Below are 19,327 nucleotides of genomic sequence, written 5' to 3' on the forward strand. Positions count from 1 at the left end.
TGGTGGATAGGTCGAATTAACGGTTGTGAGCGATGCTGCTTACTGCCGCTAGTTCTGCAGCTTCTTGCTCTTGCTGCTCTTGACGCTCGCGTGCGTCTAGTACTTCTTTTGTGATCAAACCTTCTTCGATTTCGCGTAGAGCGATAACCGTTGGCTTATCATTTTCTTCTGGCACTAGTGCATCTTTACCACCGATTTGCATCTGACGTGCGCGGCGAGCCGAAATAAGAACTAGGTCGAAACGGTTACCAACTTTTTCAACAGCGTCTTGAACAGTTACGCGTGCCATAAGAACTCCAATAGTTAACTAAATTTTTGATGACGAGAAAGTATACAGGCTATTACATTTAGATTCTAGATCACAAATGATCCGTTTAGCTACTGTTACTTGGGTTTTAATTGCGCGCTACCTTCGAAGTAGCACACTCGTCATCCCTTTGAAAAAGGGGATCTCGTGCGGCAAGTGACTCGCATTACTTGAGCGCAATACTTGCTGATAAAGATCCTCACTTTCGTGAGGATGACGGTATATTTCTTGAACTTGGTTTGTGCTAGAGAAGTCATTACTCCGCTAGCAGCGCATCCAACATACCTTTATATTTCACCGCTTGCTTGTCTTGTTTCAAGCGCTCAGCACGTAAAATGGCTTTAAAATCAACCAGTGCGCCATCAAAGTCATCGTTGACGATAACATAGTCGTACTCGTTGTAGTGTGACATTTCTGATTTTGCTTCGCTCATGCGTTTTGCGATCACTTCATTGCTATCTTGGCCGCGAACGTTCAAACGGCGTTCTAGCTCACTGTTTGAAGGCGGTAGGATAAATACGCTTTTCGCTTGAGGCATTTGCTCACGGATTTGACGTGCGCCTTGCCAATCGATGTCTAGGAAAACATCGATGCCTTTATCTAGGGTCTCTTCAATCCACAGGCGAGACGTGCCGTAGTAGTTACCGAATACTTCGGCATACTCTAGGAAAGCGCCTTGTGCGATCAGTGATTCAAACTCTGATTTTTCAACGAAGTGATAGTGCACGCCATCTTCTTCACCAGGGCGCATGCCACGAGTGGTGTGAGAAACTGAAACCTTCATTGCGTAGGTTGGGTTTTTTTCCAACATCGCTGAAATTAGGCTCGATTTACCAGCGCCGCTAGGAGCCGATACGATATAAAGGGTGCCTTTACCAATCATTTGTCAGTGTCCGCATTCTTGGGTTGAAGGAATAGAAGCAGGTCAGTGCCTTCTTCTATTTTAGATAACACACTGGCCGAAGTGCTGAAATTTCGGCCAGAAAAATGGAGGCGAAGAGTATCACAAACCTAGATGCAGACTCAACCGTCTTGTGGATAACTTTCTAAGCAGATTGCCGTGTGGTAGTGAGCCATTTCTCCAGTGTCGCAAGGAGCATTTTTGAGTTGATGGGTTTGGTGATGTAGTCATCCATCCCCACTTCCAAGCAGCGCTCGCGATCCCCTTGCATAGCATTAGCGGTCATGGCGATGATGGTGACATTGGGGTCAACTACTTTGCTCTCGGGCTTGCGAATCATAGTGGTGGCTTCAAAACCATCCATTACAGGCATTTGGCAGTCCATAAATACAATGTCAAAGCTGCGCTCACGGAGGATATCGAGAGCTTGCTGACCATTTTCTACCAAGTCGACGCTGACCTTAAATTTAGACAGTAGCGATTTGACCACCACTTGATTGGTCTTCATATCATCAACAACCAACACGTGGGCATGAAACTCAGGTGCTTGAGTCGGCGAGTGCTTGGTAATAAACAGCATACTTTGATCATCGACCCCATCAAGCGCGGCAACGCGAGACAAAACGTCGAATAGCTCTGCTTGTTGTGTCGGCTTGGTGAGATAAGCGCTGAATCCGTTGTCCTTGACCAATTTCATGTCGCCTCGCTGCACCACGGAAGAGAGCATCACCAGCCTGGTTGAACGCAAATTGTCATCCGCTTTAATGCCGCGTGCCAATTGGATACCGTTAGTCTGTGGCATCTCATAGTCAAGGATGGCAATGGAGTAGGGAGCACCAGTGTCATACGCCTTCGTGAGCATGGACATCGCTTCTTGGGCAGAGCTGGCCTGTTGATATTCGATAGCCCAGTTAGAAAGCAGTTGCCCCACCAATTGCCTATTAATCGGGTTGTCATCCACCACCAAGATACGTTGCTGCTTGAGATCCCCTTTAGGGGCATAGTGAACATCTTTTTCGGCCAGATGGGGCAGCGGTACTTCAAACCAGAAGGTTGAACCTTCGCCAATTTCGCTGTGAACGCCAATCTCACCACCCATAAGTTCAACCAGCTTTTTACTTATTGATAGCCCTAAACCTGTACCGCCATATTTTCGGGTGGTGGAACTGTCGGCTTGGGTAAACTTATCAAACAGTTTGTCTTGATGGGCTTTCTCGATACCGATCCCCGAATCGACCACAGAGAACTTTACGCTGTCGAACTGTTCATTTTTTGGTTGGACAGAAACATAAACGGCCACTTGACCTTGTTCGGTGAATTTCACTGCGTTACCAATCAGGTTGACGAGAATTTGTCTAATGCGTCCCGGATCGCCAATGTGCCATTGAGAGAGTACTGGATTGGCAGGGCAGATTAACTCCAGTTTCTTTTGAGAGGCACCTAGGTAGAGCGTCGCGCCAATGTCTTCGATAAGTTCAACGAGGTTAAATTCCAACTGCTCTAGGTCGATTTTGCCAGCTTCAAACTTAGAAAAATCCAGAATATCATTGATGATTGCCAGCAGAGACTCAGCGCTGTCTCTTGACGTTCGGGCAAGCTTGAATTGCTGCTCATCAAGTTCGGTATCGAGCAGCAGGTCAGTCATACCAATCACCCCATTCATTGGAGTGCGGATTTCATGACTCATGGTAGAGAGAAACTCGCTTTTTGCGTGCGCCGCCGAACGTGCTTCTTCCGTTGCTTGTTGTAGTTGCTGGTTATGTTCAAGCATTTGTTGCTCTTTGAGGGCTAAGGAATCCGCCATATTAATAAAGCCGGTACTCAGGCGGCTGATTTCATCGGTTTGATTAAAGTGGTGCTGAGGGAGTGATATTTTGTAATCGCCTTGACCTACATGTTTGGTGGCGTCTAGTAAAGCTTCTAATCTTTGCACCAACTGCCGAGACATAAAAAGCAACACCACTAAACAAATGATGGCCAGAGCCAGACCAAGTGCACCAAGCACTAAATTGCGATTTGTGTTCAATACGGTCTGCATCGCTTGTTGAGATATTTGCTGATTTTGTAAATCGAGAATCGAGCGGATCCGTTCGATTCGCTGTGTCGCTAATGGGAACCAAAACTCGGGGGTAATATCCTCAAGCCCATCCTCAAGTGTTCCTGATGTGACGAACGTTGATTCAATGTCATCAATTTGCTTATGGACACCCCAATTGATAATAGGCATGTAGAGGGACTCTGGCGCATGTTGACGCAGTAAGCGCAGATTCCAATCGAAACTTCGAATGTAATAACCCGCATCGATCATCTTATCGTTTGAGATGGCTTGCTCAGGCGCTGCAAAAATACCATTGAGAATGCCGCGAGATTGCCCTGCGCGCTCTTTGAGCCAAAGCAAATGGACATGATGCAGTAAATCATCAACTAAGTCTGGGGATTCGATAGAACTGACAAGGGCATCATAAATAGTTAATGCTTGCTCGATAAGCCCTGAGTAGTGCTTGAAGGAATATTCGCCGACACCATGATCAACGAACTCCCTTACCATCACGGTATGCTCAATAGCACGATCAAGTAATTGAATTTGCTCACTGAAAGCCTGTTCGATGTCGCTGTGCTTGCTGGATAAGCTCCGCCATTGCTCGCTTGCTTTATCGGCTTGCGCTCTTGCCGTAATGAGTTTTTGTTTGGTGGTTTCATCTAGATTAGATTTATAACCTTCAGATAGCCCGCGCTCGACAGCAAAGTGGTGAGCAATGTTATCAAGCGAATGAGCGACGTTGAGAAGTTCGATGGTTTTGGTGGCCTCCGCATTTCTATCCACGAGTGAGCGGATCACTTGATAGCTCATGGTTAGAACAACGATGAGTAACCCTAATACAATCAATGATGTTTGGGTTCTCAGGGTTAAGTTACGTATCGCGGTTGGCATGCATGCCCATCCTGTTTCTTAGCGTATTTCAGCAGTATAGGAGACGAACTGCTAGGTTCCGATATTTGCGTTTTTTATGAATTCAATAAGACATAAATGGCAAACGTTTGCTTATTTATCAAGGTGTTGTTTTGTAAGGCTTTGAAGCTAGTTCGAAAAGTGTTGATTTATTCCTGTCAGCAATTAGAATTCGCGCCAATATTCTTATTGCGCATACGTTTGCGTCGGCGTGTTTTCTATCTTAAAAGGTACCACTGTGAGTGCAGAATTAGCGGGTCAGAGACAGACCAACCCTTCCTTTATCGAAGCGACCTTCAAGGTGAGTGAGCGTAAGTCTACGATTGGCACTGAGGTGTACGCAGGCTTTATTACCTTTCTAGCGATGAGCTACATTTTGGCGGTCAATCCGGCTATTTTGGGCGATATTCCTGGTATGGATCGCGGTGCAGTATTTACCGCAACGGCGCTGGCGGCGGCGTTTGCGACGCTGATTATGGGTGTTTTTGGCAACTATCCGGTGATGCTTGCTCCTGGTATGAGCATGAACGGCTTTTTCAAAGGCATGCTGTTAAGTGGTTCGGTAGCGCTGGTTTGGCATGAGGCACTGCTTGGCATCTTTTTCTCAGGCATCATCTATTTGATTTTATCGATGACTAAGATCCGTAAGGCGATGATTGAGTCGATTCCAGAAGACCTCAAGCTGGCGATTACGGTTTCACTCGGTTTGTTTATTGCGTTCTTGGGTCTTAAGAACGCAGGTATCATCGTTTCAAACCCAATCATTTTGGTGAGTATGGGCGATATTCTAAACCCTCAGGTCATGATCGCTTACATCAGTATTTTTATTGCGCTTGGTTGTATGGTTCGCGATATCAAGCTGGCGACATTTATCTCATTCATCTCCGCTATTATTTTGACTATCCTTGCCGACACTTTTATGGGCACGGCAAACGCACCACTTCCAGAACAGCTTGTGGCAATGCCGCCAAGCATGGCTGGTAGCTTTGGTGCGATCTTTGATTTTTCTGGCCTAACGGCAGAGAAGATGTTCGACTTGCTGTTTATCGTTATTATCTTCTTGATTGTCGACTTCTTTGATGGATTGAGCACGATAGTGGGCGTGGGCCGCGATGCAGGCATCATCGACAAAGATGGCAAGGTGCCAAATGCGCGTTCAGCACTCGTTGCTGACGCAGGTGGCACTGTGATGGGTTCGCTGCTTGGCACAACGTCGGTAACGGCATTCTCTGAATCGGGCATTGCCTCTTCTCAAGGTGCGAGAACTGGTCTTGCGGCGGTTGTGGTAGCAGGCTTGTTCTTTGTGTCACTGTTCCTTTACCCGCTATTCTCCTTGTTCTCAGCGGCCATGGTGGCGCCAGCAATGGTGGTGGTAGGCATTTACATGATTGGCCGCTTAGGGGATATCAAGTGGGATAAGAAAGAGTCTCGCATTGCTGCCTTCTTTACCATCATGTTTACCGTGCTGAGCTTCTCTCCTGCAAACGGCATGGCAATGGGCTTTATTAGCTATGCGTTTAGTATGGTTGTGGCAGGTAAGGGCAAAGAGGTTCACCCGGTGATCTATGTGTTGTCGGCGCTGTTTATGACTTACTTGGTGTTGTTGTAGTCACTAATAATCGGAATACTACCCCCCACAGCGCCGTCATTCCTGCGTAGGCAGAAATCTAATTGAGGCTTGGTGTGCGTGTTGAGTAGACTCCAGCCTGCGCAGGAGTGACAGCTATTTTAGTGCGGGAAATATTCAAGCAATAAAAAAGCAGGCATCAGCCTGCTTTTTTATCATTCAACAGAATTATTCAATATTCTGAATTTGCTCACGCATTTGCTCAATCAACACTTTAAGCTCAACGCCTGAAGCGGTGATGTCAGTGCTGATAGATTTTGAGGCTAGGGTGTTCGACTCGCGGTTGAACTCTTGCATCATAAAGTCAAGACGACGGCCTACGGCGCCACCTTTTTTCATAATGCTATTGGTTTCTTTAACGTGAGAGTCAAGGCGGTCTAGCTCTTCTGCTACATCAGATTTTTGCGCTAGAAGAATCAACTCTTGCTCAACACGAGAGGCATCTAGCTCGATTTTTGCCTCTTCAAATTTGCCCAATAGGCGTTCACGTTGCCATTCAATAATTTCTGGCATGCGAGCACGAACTCTCACGACTTCTTCAGTAATTGCATCAAGACGCTGTACGATCAACGCTTTCATGTTGTCGCCTTCACGACCACGCGCTTCAATGAAATCCGTTAGTGCGCCTTCAAAACCATCTAATAGCGCTTTGTTGATGGTGTCCATATCTTGCTCTGGTGTTTCCATCACACCTGGCCACTGCATTACTTGGAATGGATTGATGCGGCTGTCTTCGCCAGTCAGCGCCATAACTTGATTTGCTGCGCCAATCACTTGCTTAGCCAGTGTCTCATTGATGTTGAGTTCACCTTTCGCAGCTGGGTTTGCTTCAAAACGCAGATGACATTCAACCTTACCGCGCGCCAGGCGCTTACGAAAACGCTCACGAAGTACAGGCTCTAGACCACGGAACTGCTCTGGAAGACGGAAGTATGTTTCGAGATAACGTTGGTTTACAGAGCGGATTTCCCATACTGCGCTACCCCAGTCACCTTTGACCTCTTTGCGCGCGTACGCGGTCATGCTGTAGATCATGAAATGATTCCCTTGGATTCAATAAATGTGTTCAAACTGTTCTCATGTTAGCACAGCGGGGGAAGAGAAGTAATCTGGTGATTGGGGGTAGGGTAGAGAACCTAGACCCCTTTTCAGTTCTCCGCTATAATCTTCGCCCAACCTAACTCCTTCCCTAATTAAGGTAATGCCCATGCGTCCAAATGATCGCGCAGCAGACCAAGTGCGCCCAATAAAAATTACTCGCAACTACACCGCTTATGCAGAAGGTTCTGTATTGGTGGAGTTCGGCAATACCAAAGTGTTGTGTAACGCCACTGTGGAAGAGAATGTACCTCGTTGGCTAAAAGGCCAAGGTAAAGGCTGGGTGACAGCAGAATACGGCATGCTACCACGCTCGACGCACTCAAGAATGCGTCGTGAAGCAGCAAGCGGTAAGCAAGGCGGCCGTACGATGGAAATCCAACGTCTAATCGCTCGCAGTCTGCGCGCGGTAGTTGATCTAGAAGCCATGGGTGAAGTCATGGTAACGGTAGACTGTGATGTTATCCAAGCAGATGGTGGCACGCGTACTGCCTCTATTTCTGGCGCAAGTGTGGCAATGGCTGATGCGTTTGCTCACCTTGTTGCGAAAGGCAAGCTAAAGGCGAACCCAATGAAAGGCCACGTTGCCGCTGTCTCTGTGGGCATTCTTGGTGAAGATATTTTGTGTGACCTTGAGTACACAGAAGATTCTGCAGCCGATACGGATATGAATGTGGTCATGACGGAAGATGGTCGCATGATCGAAATCCAAGGCACCGCAGAAGGCGAACCGTTCAGCCATGATGAGTTGATGGCGCTACTGGCGTCAGCAAACAAAGGCATTGCCGAGATCGTAGCAGCTCAGAAGCTGGCTTTAGAAGATTGATTGATAGCTCCCGTAAGGGGGCTATTTTTTTGAGTAAGACAAAATATGGCTTGGTGAGCGCGTTGAGTAGACCCCTGCCTGCGCAGGGGTGACGAAAACCTCGAGTTTTGAGAGTAGTGGCGCGTCATTCCTGCGCAGGCAGGAATCTACTTAAAGCGATCGCTAACCTTGAATGGAACCATGTCTACCGGGGTATGGCAACAAACATACCTAAACACAACAACCGAGAGAGATAAAATGAAAGCATACCAGCGTGAATTTATTGAATTTGCATTAGAGAAAGAAGTCCTAAAATTTGGCGAGTTTACCCTTAAATCTGGTCGTAAAAGCCCTTACTTCTTCAACGCTGGGCTTTTCAATACTGGTCGTGACCTTGCTCGTCTAGGTCGCTTCTACGCAGCAGCACTGGCTGACTCAGGTATTGAGTTTGACGTGCTATTTGGCCCAGCTTACAAAGGCATCCCAATCGCAACAACAACAGCGGTAGCACTTGCTGATCACCACGATATCGACACGCCATACTGTTTTAACCGTAAGGAAGCGAAAAATCACGGTGAAGGCGGCAACCTCGTAGGTAGTGCACTCGAAGGCCGTATTATGCTGGTGGACGACGTGATCACCGCAGGCACTGCGATTCGTGAGTCGATGGAAATCATCAAAGCCAACGGCGCTGACCTAGCGGGCGTATTGGTCGCGATTGACCGCCAAGAAAAAGGCAAGGGTGAGCTATCCGCGATTCAAGAAGTTGAGCGTGACTTTGGCTGTGCGGTGATTTCAATCGTAAGTCTGACAGACCTAATTACTTATCTAGAAGAGCAAGGCGGCAACGCTGAGCATCTAGAAGCGGTAAAAGCGTACCGTGCGGAGTTTGGTATTTAATAACTCGTAACAGTTGATTAAAACAAACTGTGTTTGAATACAAAAAAAGGCCTGAATATTCAGGCCTTTTTTACTTTTGTCATTGAGGTTTATTGCTGCGGTTTGACTTTACACAGAATAGCGCCGCGGTTGTGGCTTTCAGCTATCACATCACTGCAATCAAATTGCTCTTGGTAACGTGGGAAGTCATGGGTCATTCTGTCTTTGAAGGTGATCAGATAGAATTGGTCTAGCCCTTCAAGTTGCTCTTCTGTACGCAGAACCTTTGCCTGACCATTACTGTAGTACTGACCAGAGTATGAGCGTGGATATACGTAGAAGATTTTAACTTCAGGATCCAAGCTGAGAATGAGGTGCTTATCACTACTGTCGGCAATTTTTCCCGTAGATAGCATATAGGTAGCCGCAATCAGCGCAACGGGCACGATAAGCGCAGCAATCGTCAACCAAATGGTATCTTTATTCTTCCAGAAAATCGCAATCAATAGACCAATCGCTGGTGTACCTGGTAGTACGTAGGTCGGTAGAATATTGCTTGAAACCGTGAACAAGATAAGCGGTGACAATGCCCACCAGATCGCAAAGCTCGTGAAACCGTGGTTTTGTTTTGCTTGCTCAAGGCCAAACTTAGCGCGTACCAACATGAGTACCGGTAGAATGAGTGACCACGGTAATACCGCCAGTAACCAGAAGAGCCAGATTTTACCTTTCGGCTCCTCGTGACCCGAGCCATAAAGATCACCCGTCCAGCCTGGCTCGACAAAGCGCTTGTAGTGCTCGCCCACAATGAAGTAATCGATAAATCCAGGTGTGGCGCGCTCTGCCATGATGTACCAAGGCAGCGCAATGGCTAGCATGAGCAAGGTTCCCTTGATAAGCGGGAATCGACGCCATAGCTCCACAAACGCGCCAATCAGCCCATGTTGAATGACCATCCATGGGAATACCGCCAAACCAAATAGCACAATCGCCACCGGTCCTTTTGCGAGCAGGCCAATAGCAAGACCAATAAAGCCCACATAGCCCCAAAGCGTCTCACCGCGCCAGCATTGGTAGAAACCAATCATGGCAAGTGCAAGCCCTAAGGTAAGCGCCATATCGGTCATCACAGCGCCCGCTGAGATTGAGAATACCAGCGTGGTCGATAGAACGACAGCCGCAACCAGTGGGTTGTAGCCATTCTTCTTCGCAAACCATGCAGCACCAGCCACCACAATGACGCCAGCAAGCCAGTGCGGTAAGCGCAAGGTAAATTCTGACAACCCAAAGAGCTCAACACTAGCCGCGCTCATCCACGTGAACAGTGGTGGTTTACCCCAAAACGGAACGCCATAGTCAAACAATGGTGTTAGCCAGTTACCAGTTTCCACCATCATTCGCGCCATCTCACCATAGCGTGATTCAGTTGTGTCCATTAATGGATAGAATCCAAGCGAGAGTAGACGGATTAACAACGCGGCAATGAGTAGGAACCACAGCGTTCGCTGTTTATTTATCATTTTCATATGCTCCAAAAGCGGGACTGCGGCCGAGATAAATAGTAAGGCCGATGCTGAGCAAGACGACGCTATATCATCTTGCCGAACAAAAAAACGTTCGAAGTCTCACACATTCTTCAAGTGTAGGTCAATAAAATAGCAATCAAACTATTGTTAATTTGTGTATACCGGATGACCTTACACCACCTTCTTCGTTTGTAGTGCTTGCTCAATAAGTGGTGGTACAAATTGGCTAACATCTCCTCCGTGAATAGCGACTTCGCGGACTAAAGTGGAAGAGATAAATGCATGTTCTTCTGCTGGTGTAAGGAACACACTTTCCAATCCTGGTAGCAGTCTGCGGTACATGTTCGTTAGACCAAATTCGTATTCGAAGTCAACCGTCGTGCGCAGGCCGCGGATCAGCACATTGGCCTTTTCATCTTCGGCAAAGTTAACCAATAGACCAGAAAAACCTTTTGCCGTAACGTTATCTAAGTGCTTGGTGACTTCGCGGGTGAATTGCACGCGCTCATCGAGCGTAAACATGGTGTTTTTACTTGGACTGGCAGCAATGGCGATGATGACTTCATCAAACATGGTTGAGGCACGTTCAATCAGATCTAAATGACCATTGGTTATGGGATCAAAGGTACCAGGATAAATCACACGAGATAGGCGTTTTTTCGTCACGGTATTGGCTCTTGTTAAAAGTTTGCGTCAGTGTAGCACTTTCCAGCGTTTATTAGGAATGAGGTTGCCAGAACACAATGAATTGCTATTATCCTCAAACAGCTAGGTGATAAGAGAGCAAAGATGAAAAACATACTGGTGGTTCGCAACGACAAGATAGGCGATTTTATGTTGGCATGGCCAAGCTTCGCGATGCTTAAAGCATCGATGCCGGATTGTCGAGTCACTGCCTTGGTTCCTAGCTATACCGTGGCGCTGGCAAAAGCCTGTCCGTGGATTGATGAGGTGATTGTAGATTGCGGTAAAAACGCCGACAAGCACACGCAAAAGTATCTGGTTCAAACACTAAAGGGCGCGAAGTTTGATGCATCCATCAACCTGTTCTCAACCACTTACAACGCTCTGTTAGTGTGGAAGGCGAAGATCCCGTACCGTTTGGCGCCTGCGACCAAGTTTGCTCAGCTTTTCTATAATCGACGCATCAAGCAAAAACGCTCACAAAGCGCCAAGCCAGAATACGAGTATAACCTCGATCTTGTTCGTGCATTTCTCACCGACCAGTCAATAGATATTGTGGAGCCGCGCGCACCGTATTTCTCTTTCTCTCTTGATGCGCTAGCGAAGCAAAAAGAGAAATTAGCAGTTGAGCTTGGTCTAAATAAAGCGCTGCCTTGGATTTTTGTGCATGCCGGAAGCGGCGGTTCAGCCAATAACCTCACCCTTGAGCAGTATTCTGATCTGGTTGCTGGAATCGATGGCAGTTTCAATGTGGTATTAACCGCCGGCCCTGGCGAAGAAGACAAGGCGAGGGAGCTGCAGGTTCTGTTGGCAGAGAAGCAGATAAACAGTGTGGTGTATGACAAAAATGATGGGTTGGTGGATTTTTCCTGTTCGCTTGCCTGCGCCAGTCTGTTTATCGCAGGTTCAACTGGGCCTTTGCATATCGCCGCTGCGCTTGATGTGCCAACCGTAGGTTTTTTTCCAGCTAAACGCTCTGCGACACCGCTGCGCTGGAAACCACTTAATTCAGATGGACGTCACTTGGCGTTTGCACCGCCTCAAGCCGAGGACAAAGCGAGCCAAGAGAACATGACTCGCATCGATATTGCAAAAGTAACGCAAGAGCTTAATCCTTGGGCGGCTCAGTACTTGTCCTAACCCAAAGGTCGGCGTATTTCACGAAAGTAGAGTGCGCCGATAGCAGGCACAGTAGCAAACCTTGTTTGCCATCCAAGAATCCGGCTTTGACGACGTACATCTTCACAAAGCACGCCACGGCATGCAAAATACCCTGTGAAATGCTCGATTTCTTGCCACGCTTCTCTCTTTGCTCAGCCCATGCCTTAGCGTAACCTGCAGACTTCACTAAGTAGTGGTGAATGTCATCATAGGTGTAATGGATAAGGTCGCCCTGTAGGGTTTCAACCGTCATTGACTTGTCGGTCTCGACTTTTTCGTGCACTAGGGAGTCATTGTATTGCGTAAGCTTGGTCGGGTAGAGGCGCAGAACTTTGTCTGGGTACCAACCACAGTGCTTGATGAAGCGGCCGAACACCCAGCTTAGTCGGGCAAACTGATAAATAGTGGTTGGGGCATTCTTACTGACCGCATCTAATATGCTGGCTTTGAGCTCTGGTGTGACGCGCTCGTCGGCATCAAGCCAAAATACGAAGTCCGATTGAACGTAGCTTTGTGCGATCTGTCTCTGACGGCCAAATCCAGGCCAATCACTGTTGGTATAGAACTTAGCACCCATCTCTTCAGCAATAGCCTTTGTATCATCGCTGCTGCCGGAGTCTAAGATAACAATTTCATCCACCCAGCCTTGCACTGTCTCTAGGCAAGCGCGTAGATGCTTTGATTCATTTTTTACTATCAGCGCGACAGCAAGTGTTGGTTTGGTCACTGTTATGATCCTTGGTTGATTGTTTTTCTTGTTACTCTATTGAAGCGCTTCTGATTTCACCACATGGTCAAACATCGCAACCACGCTTTCAGCTTTAATGCGCTGCATAGCATGCTTGTCTTTAACCCGTGCACGCCATTCAAGCTCACGGCTGGCTTTCCCCGTTTCAGCGACAATCGCTTCTTCATAAGCCGACACCACATAATCCAAATAACGATACGGGCCAGTGCGCTGTGGATTATGGTGAGCATACAAACCGATCACCGGTGTCTGCATTGCATTAGCCATGTGGGTTGGTCCCGTATCTGGTGCAATCACCAAATCACCCATATCAAGCAGAGCCAGCATCTGCATCAGGCTACTTTGACCAATGACGTTGGTGATTGTGTGAGAGCACAAAGCTTCGATTTTCGCGCCAAGCTCCACTTCAATCGCGGCAGGGCTACCTGCCAAGATGACCTCCCATCCTTTCTCAACGGCATGATTAATCACAGCAACATAACCTTCCGCCGTCCAGTTTTTATAGCCTTTGCTGGCGGCAGGAACAATGATGAGATTTCGCTGTCCCACTAAAAGCGGCTCTACCCAATCAGCGTGCTGCTGACTATAGTTTAGCTCCCAACTGGGAAATTCAGCAGGAATGCCGAGGGTATCATTGAAAGCGAGTAAGCCATCCAATACATGCATTTTTTGCGGAGAAGGCACTTTAACGTTGGTGAATAACTGCTGAAAATCTTGCGCTCGATCTGCATCAAAACCTAATTTGTATTTGGCTTTAATACCCAAAGTCGCGATGCTCGCGCGCAGTGCGTATTGCATGTGAAGTAGAGCATCAAATTGTTGACCATGGAGCTGGCGCCACAAATCGCGATAGCCACGCCAGCCTGCTTTTTTGTCAAATACGACGATATTGACGCCTTGAATACTTTCCAGTAGCTTGGCTTCTAATGAGCCAGTTACCCAGGTGATTTGAGTCTTAGGCCAGTGAGCTTGGATCGCTTGTACCGCAGCGATGGTGTTGCACACGTCGCCAATAGCAGAGAGGCGAAGAATGCAAATCGATTGTGGTGGAGAGGTAAACAGTGCCATAGTGCCAGCGCATTCAGTCATAGATTGGCAACGATTATGCAGCGAAGAAAATAGAATGTAAAATTTCGCCACAGTGCTAGAATCGCCGCCCTAAAACGATAGACTTTACAAATTGTTAAACTCTGTCACTCTTTGAATAGTGATTCTAAAGGATGATGTTCTATTACCATGCGGTATGAAGTGATTATGTCGGCCTATAACGACGCCGACGTCCTACAGCTAACTTTATCTGGTTATCTCAATCAGGTGGATAAGGACTTTGGTATTTGTGTGGCGGACGACGGTTCTGGGCCTGATATCAAGCAGCTTGTTGAGGAGTTTCAGCGGAAGGGGTTGAGAGTTCGTCATATCTGGCATGAAGATAAAGGTTTTCGGCGAACGGTTATTCTCAATAAAGCTGTGGCGAGCTCACAAGCGGAGAGAATTATTTTCACCGACAGTGATTGCATACCACACCCCTGTTTTGTTGCCGATCATAAGGCCGCTAGTCGTCCCAAAAGACTGGTAACAGGCCCAAGAGTGTATTTAGGCCCCGATATCACCCAGTGGTTAAAAAATGGAGACTCGTCGATTATCGAGTTAAACAGAACCTCGTTGTTGATTTGGCTCTCCATACGTAAGCAACTGTCGAAAATCGAGCAAGCAATCCGCTATCCTGCATGGTTACTGCCTTTCTTCAATCGAATGAAAACAGTATGGCCTTATGGCGCCAATTTTGCTGTCGATCGCCAAGACCTTCTGTTGGTCAATGGTTTTGATGAGGACTTCTTAGGCTGGGGTGGGGAGGACGTTGATCTCAGTCATCGTTTATCCTTGGTTGGTGTGACGGCGCATAGCTCTCTAGGACGAGCCGTGGTTTACCATCTTGAACATCCGATCCGAGAGGCAGACGATGGTGATGAAACGCTGACCCAACTTAAACAGCAAAAACTGAATACCACCGCTGCTTATTGTCGCAATGGCATGAATAAATGGTTAGATTAGGTATCTAACCACCTATTATCTACTCGGCTTCGGAGACCCAGTGCAACAAGTATCCCCCAATCCCAATACCATGATCTGGTATGACAGCACCTTTATCTCTGCGCCAGATGAGCAGCTTTTTTGCTCGGATTACTGGCAGAAACAAGACAAGGTACTCGGCAGTGCTCAAGGTCGTGGTACCACTTGGTTTGTGGAGACCGAACATTTACCGGCGGCGTTACGGCACTATCGTCGCGGTGGACTATTTGGCAAGCTAGTGCGTGACCAATATTGGTTTAATGGTTGGCACAATACGCGTAGTTTTCGGGAGTTCTCATTGCTAAGCAAGCTGATTGAGGCAGACGTCAATGTCCCACGCCCGCTCGCGGCAATGGCTGTGCGCAGTGGACTGTACTATCGCGCTGATCTTTTGAGTGAAAAGATTGCGAATGCACAAGATCTTGTCGCTATTTTGCAATCAGGTGCGCTAGAGAAACTGGCGTATCATCGAATCGGTGCAGAAATACGAGCAATGCATGATGTGGGGGTCAACCATACCGATCTCAATATTCATAACCTACTCATTGATGATCAAAACAAAGTTTGGATTATCGATTTTGATAAATGCGCTGAGCAGCCCGGTGAGAGCTGGAAGCAAGATAACCTCAGCCGTCTAAAACGTTCTTTTGAAAAAGAGTTAGGGCGTTACCAAATCCACTGGCAGTTAGAGGATTTTGATGAATTATTGAAAGGATATGAGCTAGGAAAGTAATTGACTGTTCAGACTTCATGAGTAATAGGATTATTATTACTCATGAAGTCTTTATCATGCCTGTATCAACTCACGTATGAGCCAAACACATTGAATGGCAGCTTAAGGAAGGCGGCGAGCAATACGTCCGCAAAATTGCTTGAATGCACGCTCAGCCCTTTTTTTATCGAGCTTTGGTTTTGAACCATGGTTTAGTGCCAGCCAATCTTCTAGATCGTATTCTAGTGAGAGGTTACCCCGTTGGTAAAATCTCTCCGTGACATCCAATTGCAATGCTTCCGGGGTGTCCACAATAATATTGTTGGCAATAAAGTCTCCCCAAAATGTTGACGGTAGATTAGCACTATCATCGGCCTTGCTGTTGATATGCAGTGGTTCCCCAAGCAAGTCACTTAACCATGATAGGGTAAGAAATTGCTCAGTTGCAGGGTAGCGTTGCTTTTTACCTGAGTTAAGTTCGAAGTGAATCTCCGGTATTGGTTTATTAGGCCATACTTTGAGTAGGTCTTCCGTCAGTCCAAAGTCAAACAAATCACTTTTATGGAAATGCACAGTTTTTCCATAGTGAGAGCCAATAAAGAACGCACTTGAGGTGATTATTCTTTGCTTAAAGTATTGAAACTTTGCTGCACGAGGCAGATCGTAGTACTTACAGTAAGTGTCAACAAACGCTCGGCCTGAGAGCAAATTGTCGCTACGAAGCTTAACGGCATATCGTGAGGAAACCGCTGCCAATCCGGCGTTCGAGCTCTTGAGTTGACGGTTGTTGTTCAGAACTAACGGGGTGCCATCATTAAACACCTTATTCGAGCCAGGGTCGACGGACTCGACCAGAACATCATAATCCAGACCTTCAATAGGCTGATTTTCCCAAGTAGACAAAATGATCGTCGAACTGGGAAAGAACTGACGAATCGATGCTAAGCAGCGCTGGGTGATGCCTTCGATTTGTTCTCTGCCTGGAGTTTGTTGCACTGGTCCCTGGACAACGAATGTAATGTCAGAATCATCAATCACGATAATACCCCCACTAAGCGTCATGCTTTAGAAAATCACTATATTCTGAAGGTACTCCGCAAAAAATCACCTCTTCTCTAGGAATCAAGTGATAGTGAATCTTTCGCGATGCTTGAATGAGTTCGTTATACAAAGGCGCGACATAGAGCTCACCTTTTTCCCATTGCTCTTGAGGCTTGGTCAAGTAGTGATAGTAAGCCTCAAGATACTGTTCTAAGGAATGGAAGTGGTAGAGGCCAGTACAACAAAGATCTGAGATTGGATTTTTTTCTGCCGTTTGAACGACCTCTGTACTGTCATCGGAGATAGGCTTGGCAAATGACCAGTTGTCTCCCTTGCCTCTAAATACCTCAAGGTACCCATCCCCTAGCGTGTTGAGATCAGGAAATTCGAAGTTTGGTCTAAAGGTATCAATATTAAAAATGGTGAGCGTCTGATCTTTTGAGCTCTGCTGAGACGCTTTCCATTTTTCAAGCCCCAAGGTTACCGTTTCAGCTTGCCCGCGCGTTTCATCATTTAAAATGACGATATCGAAGTTAGAGATGCCGAGAGTATTCGCTTGTTGTTCAACAAATGCTGGAGTGTCGTAAACATTACGAACAATAAATAGAAAGTGTTCGCTTTTAAAGTAGAGAGAGAAGCTTTCGACAGCATGATCAAACAAGGTTTTTCCATGTGCCATTAACATATATTTTGGCTTGTCATAACCGGCTTTAAAAAAGCGCGAACTCATACCAGCCATGGGAATTACTATCATTTTTCTAGCCTTTTCATTAGGAAAAACAGCCTAAAGGCATTGGAAAACAATGCTTGCTGGCGTTTTTTGTCATCGTTATGCAGAGGAAGCATCGACAGAAACAGTTGGATTTGCATTGCCATCAAGGAAACGGCAGAGATATCGAACTCATCAGCAATTAGCTCGATAAAGCGTTGTTGAATGGTTTTGTGTCTGGCGGGCTCATCAATGTGAAAATGGATCTGGTTTTGTTCTATTTCAACATCGTAATATCCAGCAATAATCCAGTCATACATCCCCAATATCGAGTGGCTAAGCTTAGCAATGTCGTAGCGGATGTCTCCGTAAATGGTCAAGGTACCATCAGGTGTCATCCCTCTCGGATCTATGGTTTTGATTCGAGCTGCGCGGAAATCATATAGAATATTACTAAAGCAGAAATCCCCGTGTAGAACCGAACTTGGCCAACCTTTATTACAAGGAAGGTGTTGACTACTGTGGCTCAATACTTCGGTTAACGAAACGGGAGGTTCGTTATTAAATTGCCACTTATCTGTTAGTTTTATGCCATTATCCGCGCAATATTCATTTAGTCTTACGGCGGTTTTGTTCCCGAAAAGCTCATTTAAGTGATTGGCGGAGGTATCGGCTGGAGCGTGCTCTTTTAAACAGCTCTTTAAGAACTCAATCGAGCCCAAAAGGATCTTCTCCCAAATTGCAGGAGGTAAATCACTAAATACATAAAGTTCGTTCAGCGCGGTTTGATGGAGGTACTCTAAGCGATAAGATACTTGGTTGCTTTCTACTGTACTTCCTAAAAACTGGGGTATGAACCCTCTTAAAGAAAAGGGAAGCTTAGCAAACCAGTTCGCTTCTGCTGCAATCTTATGACTTTTTACAGAAGATTTCTCCACCCAGCTCGAGTTTATTTTTAGCTCATTGAAGGCTCTCTGAGTGGTAAACGAGGCTTTGGAACGATAATAGGTGTTCACATGCCCAAAATCGAGCCAATGGTTTGAGAATGCAGGCGTAAGCCCTACCTGCTTATGGTAGCGATTTAGACCGTTGAGGAAATTCCAATTGCTCTGAGTGACCGATTTTATTAACTGCCTTGGCGAGCTGAACTTAAAGTAGCCATTGACGACGTTATGCGAGTTGCTTTCAATTTGGTTATGACTATCCTTTAGCCACTGCATGTCATCATTGGTGACGACCGCCCAATTGTAGCTGTCAGTTACATCGGACACGCCGACTATGTCATCGCCTCGAGGTAGTTCAGTAAAAAGTGTATCACCGAACAATACGTGCAGCGGTGTATCTAGCGAATGCTCACTAAGATTTAATGCTGCGACCAAAGATGCACCAAGAGACAGGCCATCAGGAGTCTCGAGCACGTCAACATTTTCACTTTCCAGCCATCTCTTGTCTGTACTGGATACTTGGTAAGACTCGGGTATTGAAAGATAGACTTTCACCCCTTTCGGTGCCAGTTTAACTTGATGCTGAAACAGTCTACGATTTCCTAAAGGCAAAAAGCTTGGCGGAATCATTCCAAACTCGGATTGGAGTTCTTGGCCAACGTATGCCGCAGACATAATCAGGAACATGCTTTTTCCTTTTCGAGCAGTTCATTGATTTGTTCGCGTGATAAATCCGCAAATTCAGAAGGCCTTACCGCGCGATCATCAATATAAAAGCCATCGTGTCCGCACCATGGCTTGCCAACGAGGATCTCATCGTACGGAACGTTGTGTTTATCTAACCATTCGGTAATTATCGGTAAAGTGTGAATGTTGATTTTGCCCACGTTGCCTTCATAGGTTCTCATATTTCGAGCCGTTGAGATGGTAATATCAAAGCCTTGGCTCTTATACTCGCGAAGTTTTTGGATGACATCTTCGCGGGGAAGTACATTGCGGTAGTCTGATGTATTTGCCTGAGTCAGTGTTCCATCTAAGTCTACAACCAGTCTCTTCAATTTAGACTCCTTTTTATCAACAAAGCTACTTTGCACAAATAGCGAATGGGAAAACATAGTTTAAGTATTGTTTAATTTCTTGAACAGTATAACAAAACCCATCGGTT

General features: G+C 46.5%; 18 protein-coding genes. 6 read left to right on the forward strand and 12 right to left on the reverse strand.

Annotated elements, in window-relative coordinates:
* Nucleotides 1–16: 16 nt before the first annotated feature.
* The 3 genes from rpoZ to L4C42_RS09175 all read right to left on the reverse strand — a co-directional run bounded on the left by rpoZ (nucleotide 17) and on the right by L4C42_RS09175 (nucleotide 4,140).
* Nucleotides 17–289, reverse strand: a complete 273-nt coding sequence (rpoZ, locus tag L4C42_RS09165) for a DNA-directed RNA polymerase subunit omega (RefSeq protein WP_006071268.1) — start codon at nucleotides 287–289, stop codon at nucleotides 17–19.
* 274 nt (nucleotides 290–563) lie between these two features.
* On the reverse strand, nucleotides 564–1,187 hold the full coding sequence (gene gmk / locus L4C42_RS09170) for a guanylate kinase (RefSeq protein ID WP_353498639.1): 624 nt from the start codon (nucleotides 1,185–1,187) through the stop codon (nucleotides 564–566).
* Between the two features lie 166 nt (nucleotides 1,188–1,353).
* A complete protein-coding gene (locus L4C42_RS09175; protein ID WP_429760176.1) occupies nucleotides 1,354–4,140 on the reverse strand; it encodes a response regulator in 2,787 nt (928 codons plus the stop codon).
* A 256-nt stretch (nucleotides 4,141–4,396) separates the two neighbouring features.
* On the opposite strand from L4C42_RS09175, the gene L4C42_RS09180 reads away from it, so the two are divergent.
* The gene (locus tag L4C42_RS09180; RefSeq protein WP_418641867.1) at nucleotides 4,397–5,767 is read left to right on the forward strand and encodes an NCS2 family permease; all 1,371 of its coding nucleotides are present in this window, start codon (nucleotides 4,397–4,399) and stop codon (nucleotides 5,765–5,767) included.
* A gap of 186 nt (nucleotides 5,768–5,953) precedes the next feature.
* On the opposite strand, the gene L4C42_RS09185 is transcribed toward L4C42_RS09180, so the two are convergent.
* Nucleotides 5,954–6,820, reverse strand: a complete 867-nt coding sequence (locus tag L4C42_RS09185; protein ID WP_353497610.1) for a YicC/YloC family endoribonuclease — start codon at nucleotides 6,818–6,820, stop codon at nucleotides 5,954–5,956.
* A 172-nt stretch (nucleotides 6,821–6,992) separates the two neighbouring features.
* Here L4C42_RS09185 and rph point away from each other — a divergent pair, with 172 nt between their 5' ends.
* Entirely contained in the window at nucleotides 6,993–7,709 is a 717-nt protein-coding gene (gene rph / locus L4C42_RS09190; RefSeq protein WP_353497611.1) for a ribonuclease PH, read from the forward strand.
* 237 nt (nucleotides 7,710–7,946) lie between these two features.
* Nucleotides 7,947–8,588, forward strand: a complete 642-nt coding sequence (pyrE, locus tag L4C42_RS09195; RefSeq protein WP_353497612.1) for an orotate phosphoribosyltransferase — start codon at nucleotides 7,947–7,949, stop codon at nucleotides 8,586–8,588.
* 89 nt (nucleotides 8,589–8,677) lie between these two features.
* Here pyrE and L4C42_RS09200 read toward each other — a convergent pair whose 3' ends face one another.
* Together L4C42_RS09200 and coaD are read right to left on the reverse strand one after the other, a co-directional pair.
* A complete protein-coding gene (locus L4C42_RS09200) occupies nucleotides 8,678–10,084 on the reverse strand; it encodes an ArnT family glycosyltransferase (protein ID WP_429760255.1) in 1,407 nt (468 codons plus the stop codon).
* Between the two features lie 180 nt (nucleotides 10,085–10,264).
* Entirely contained in the window at nucleotides 10,265–10,759 is a 495-nt protein-coding gene (gene coaD, locus L4C42_RS09205; protein WP_112478478.1) for a pantetheine-phosphate adenylyltransferase, read from the reverse strand.
* A gap of 123 nt (nucleotides 10,760–10,882) precedes the next feature.
* On the opposite strand from coaD, the gene L4C42_RS09210 reads away from it, so the two are divergent.
* Nucleotides 10,883–11,917: a glycosyltransferase family 9 protein gene (locus tag L4C42_RS09210; RefSeq protein WP_429760180.1), complete on the forward strand. Its 1,035-nt coding sequence runs from the start codon at nucleotides 10,883–10,885 to the stop codon at nucleotides 11,915–11,917.
* Here L4C42_RS09210 and L4C42_RS09215 read toward each other — a convergent pair.
* Both L4C42_RS09215 and L4C42_RS09220 read right to left on the reverse strand, forming a co-directional pair.
* Nucleotides 11,886–12,671 carry a glycosyltransferase family 2 protein gene (locus L4C42_RS09215; protein ID WP_429760257.1) on the reverse strand — a complete coding sequence of 262 codons (786 nt, stop codon included), beginning with the start codon at nucleotides 12,669–12,671 and terminating at the stop codon, nucleotides 11,886–11,888. The genes L4C42_RS09210 and L4C42_RS09215 overlap by 32 nt on opposite strands.
* Before the next feature lie 30 nt (nucleotides 12,672–12,701).
* Nucleotides 12,702–13,754 (reverse strand): glycosyltransferase family 9 protein, encoded by a 1,053-nt coding sequence (locus L4C42_RS09220; RefSeq protein WP_429760259.1) that lies wholly within the window; start codon nucleotides 13,752–13,754, stop codon nucleotides 12,702–12,704.
* A 186-nt stretch (nucleotides 13,755–13,940) separates the two neighbouring features.
* On the opposite strand from L4C42_RS09220, the gene L4C42_RS09225 reads away from it, so the two are divergent.
* Together L4C42_RS09225 and L4C42_RS09230 are read left to right on the forward strand one after the other, a co-directional pair.
* Nucleotides 13,941–14,738 carry a glycosyltransferase gene (locus L4C42_RS09225; protein ID WP_429760185.1) on the forward strand — a complete coding sequence of 266 codons (798 nt, stop codon included), beginning with the start codon at nucleotides 13,941–13,943 and terminating at the stop codon, nucleotides 14,736–14,738.
* Nucleotides 14,739–14,808: 70 nt separating this feature from the next.
* A complete protein-coding gene (locus L4C42_RS09230; protein WP_353498643.1) occupies nucleotides 14,809–15,489 on the forward strand; it encodes a 3-deoxy-D-manno-octulosonic acid kinase in 681 nt (226 codons plus the stop codon).
* 102 nt (nucleotides 15,490–15,591) lie between these two features.
* Here the strand turns inward: L4C42_RS09230 and L4C42_RS09235 are convergent, their stop codons facing one another.
* The 4 genes from L4C42_RS09235 to L4C42_RS09250 are packed head-to-tail and all read right to left on the reverse strand — an operon-like array spanning nucleotide 15,592 to nucleotide 19,220.
* Nucleotides 15,592–16,512: a WavE lipopolysaccharide synthesis family protein gene (locus L4C42_RS09235; RefSeq protein ID WP_353498644.1), complete on the reverse strand. Its 921-nt coding sequence runs from the start codon at nucleotides 16,510–16,512 to the stop codon at nucleotides 15,592–15,594.
* Nucleotides 16,513–16,519: 7 nt separating this feature from the next.
* Nucleotides 16,520–17,263, reverse strand: a complete 744-nt coding sequence (locus L4C42_RS09240; RefSeq protein WP_353497615.1) for a glycosyltransferase family 2 protein — start codon at nucleotides 17,261–17,263, stop codon at nucleotides 16,520–16,522.
* A complete protein-coding gene (locus L4C42_RS09245; RefSeq protein ID WP_429760187.1) occupies nucleotides 17,260–18,849 on the reverse strand; it encodes a capsular biosynthesis protein in 1,590 nt (529 codons plus the stop codon). The genes L4C42_RS09240 and L4C42_RS09245 overlap by 4 nt, the downstream gene beginning before the upstream one ends.
* Nucleotides 18,840–19,220 (reverse strand): HAD-IIIC family phosphatase, encoded by a 381-nt coding sequence (locus tag L4C42_RS09250; protein WP_353497617.1) that lies wholly within the window; start codon nucleotides 19,218–19,220, stop codon nucleotides 18,840–18,842. Before L4C42_RS09250 ends, L4C42_RS09245 begins: the two co-directional genes overlap by 10 nt.
* Nucleotides 19,221–19,327 lie beyond the last annotated feature (107 nt).

Origin of the sequence: Vibrio wakamikoensis, assembly GCF_050337275.1 — a bacterium.
GTDB classification, from domain to species: domain Bacteria; phylum Pseudomonadota; class Gammaproteobacteria; order Enterobacterales; family Vibrionaceae; genus Vibrio; species Vibrio chaetopteri.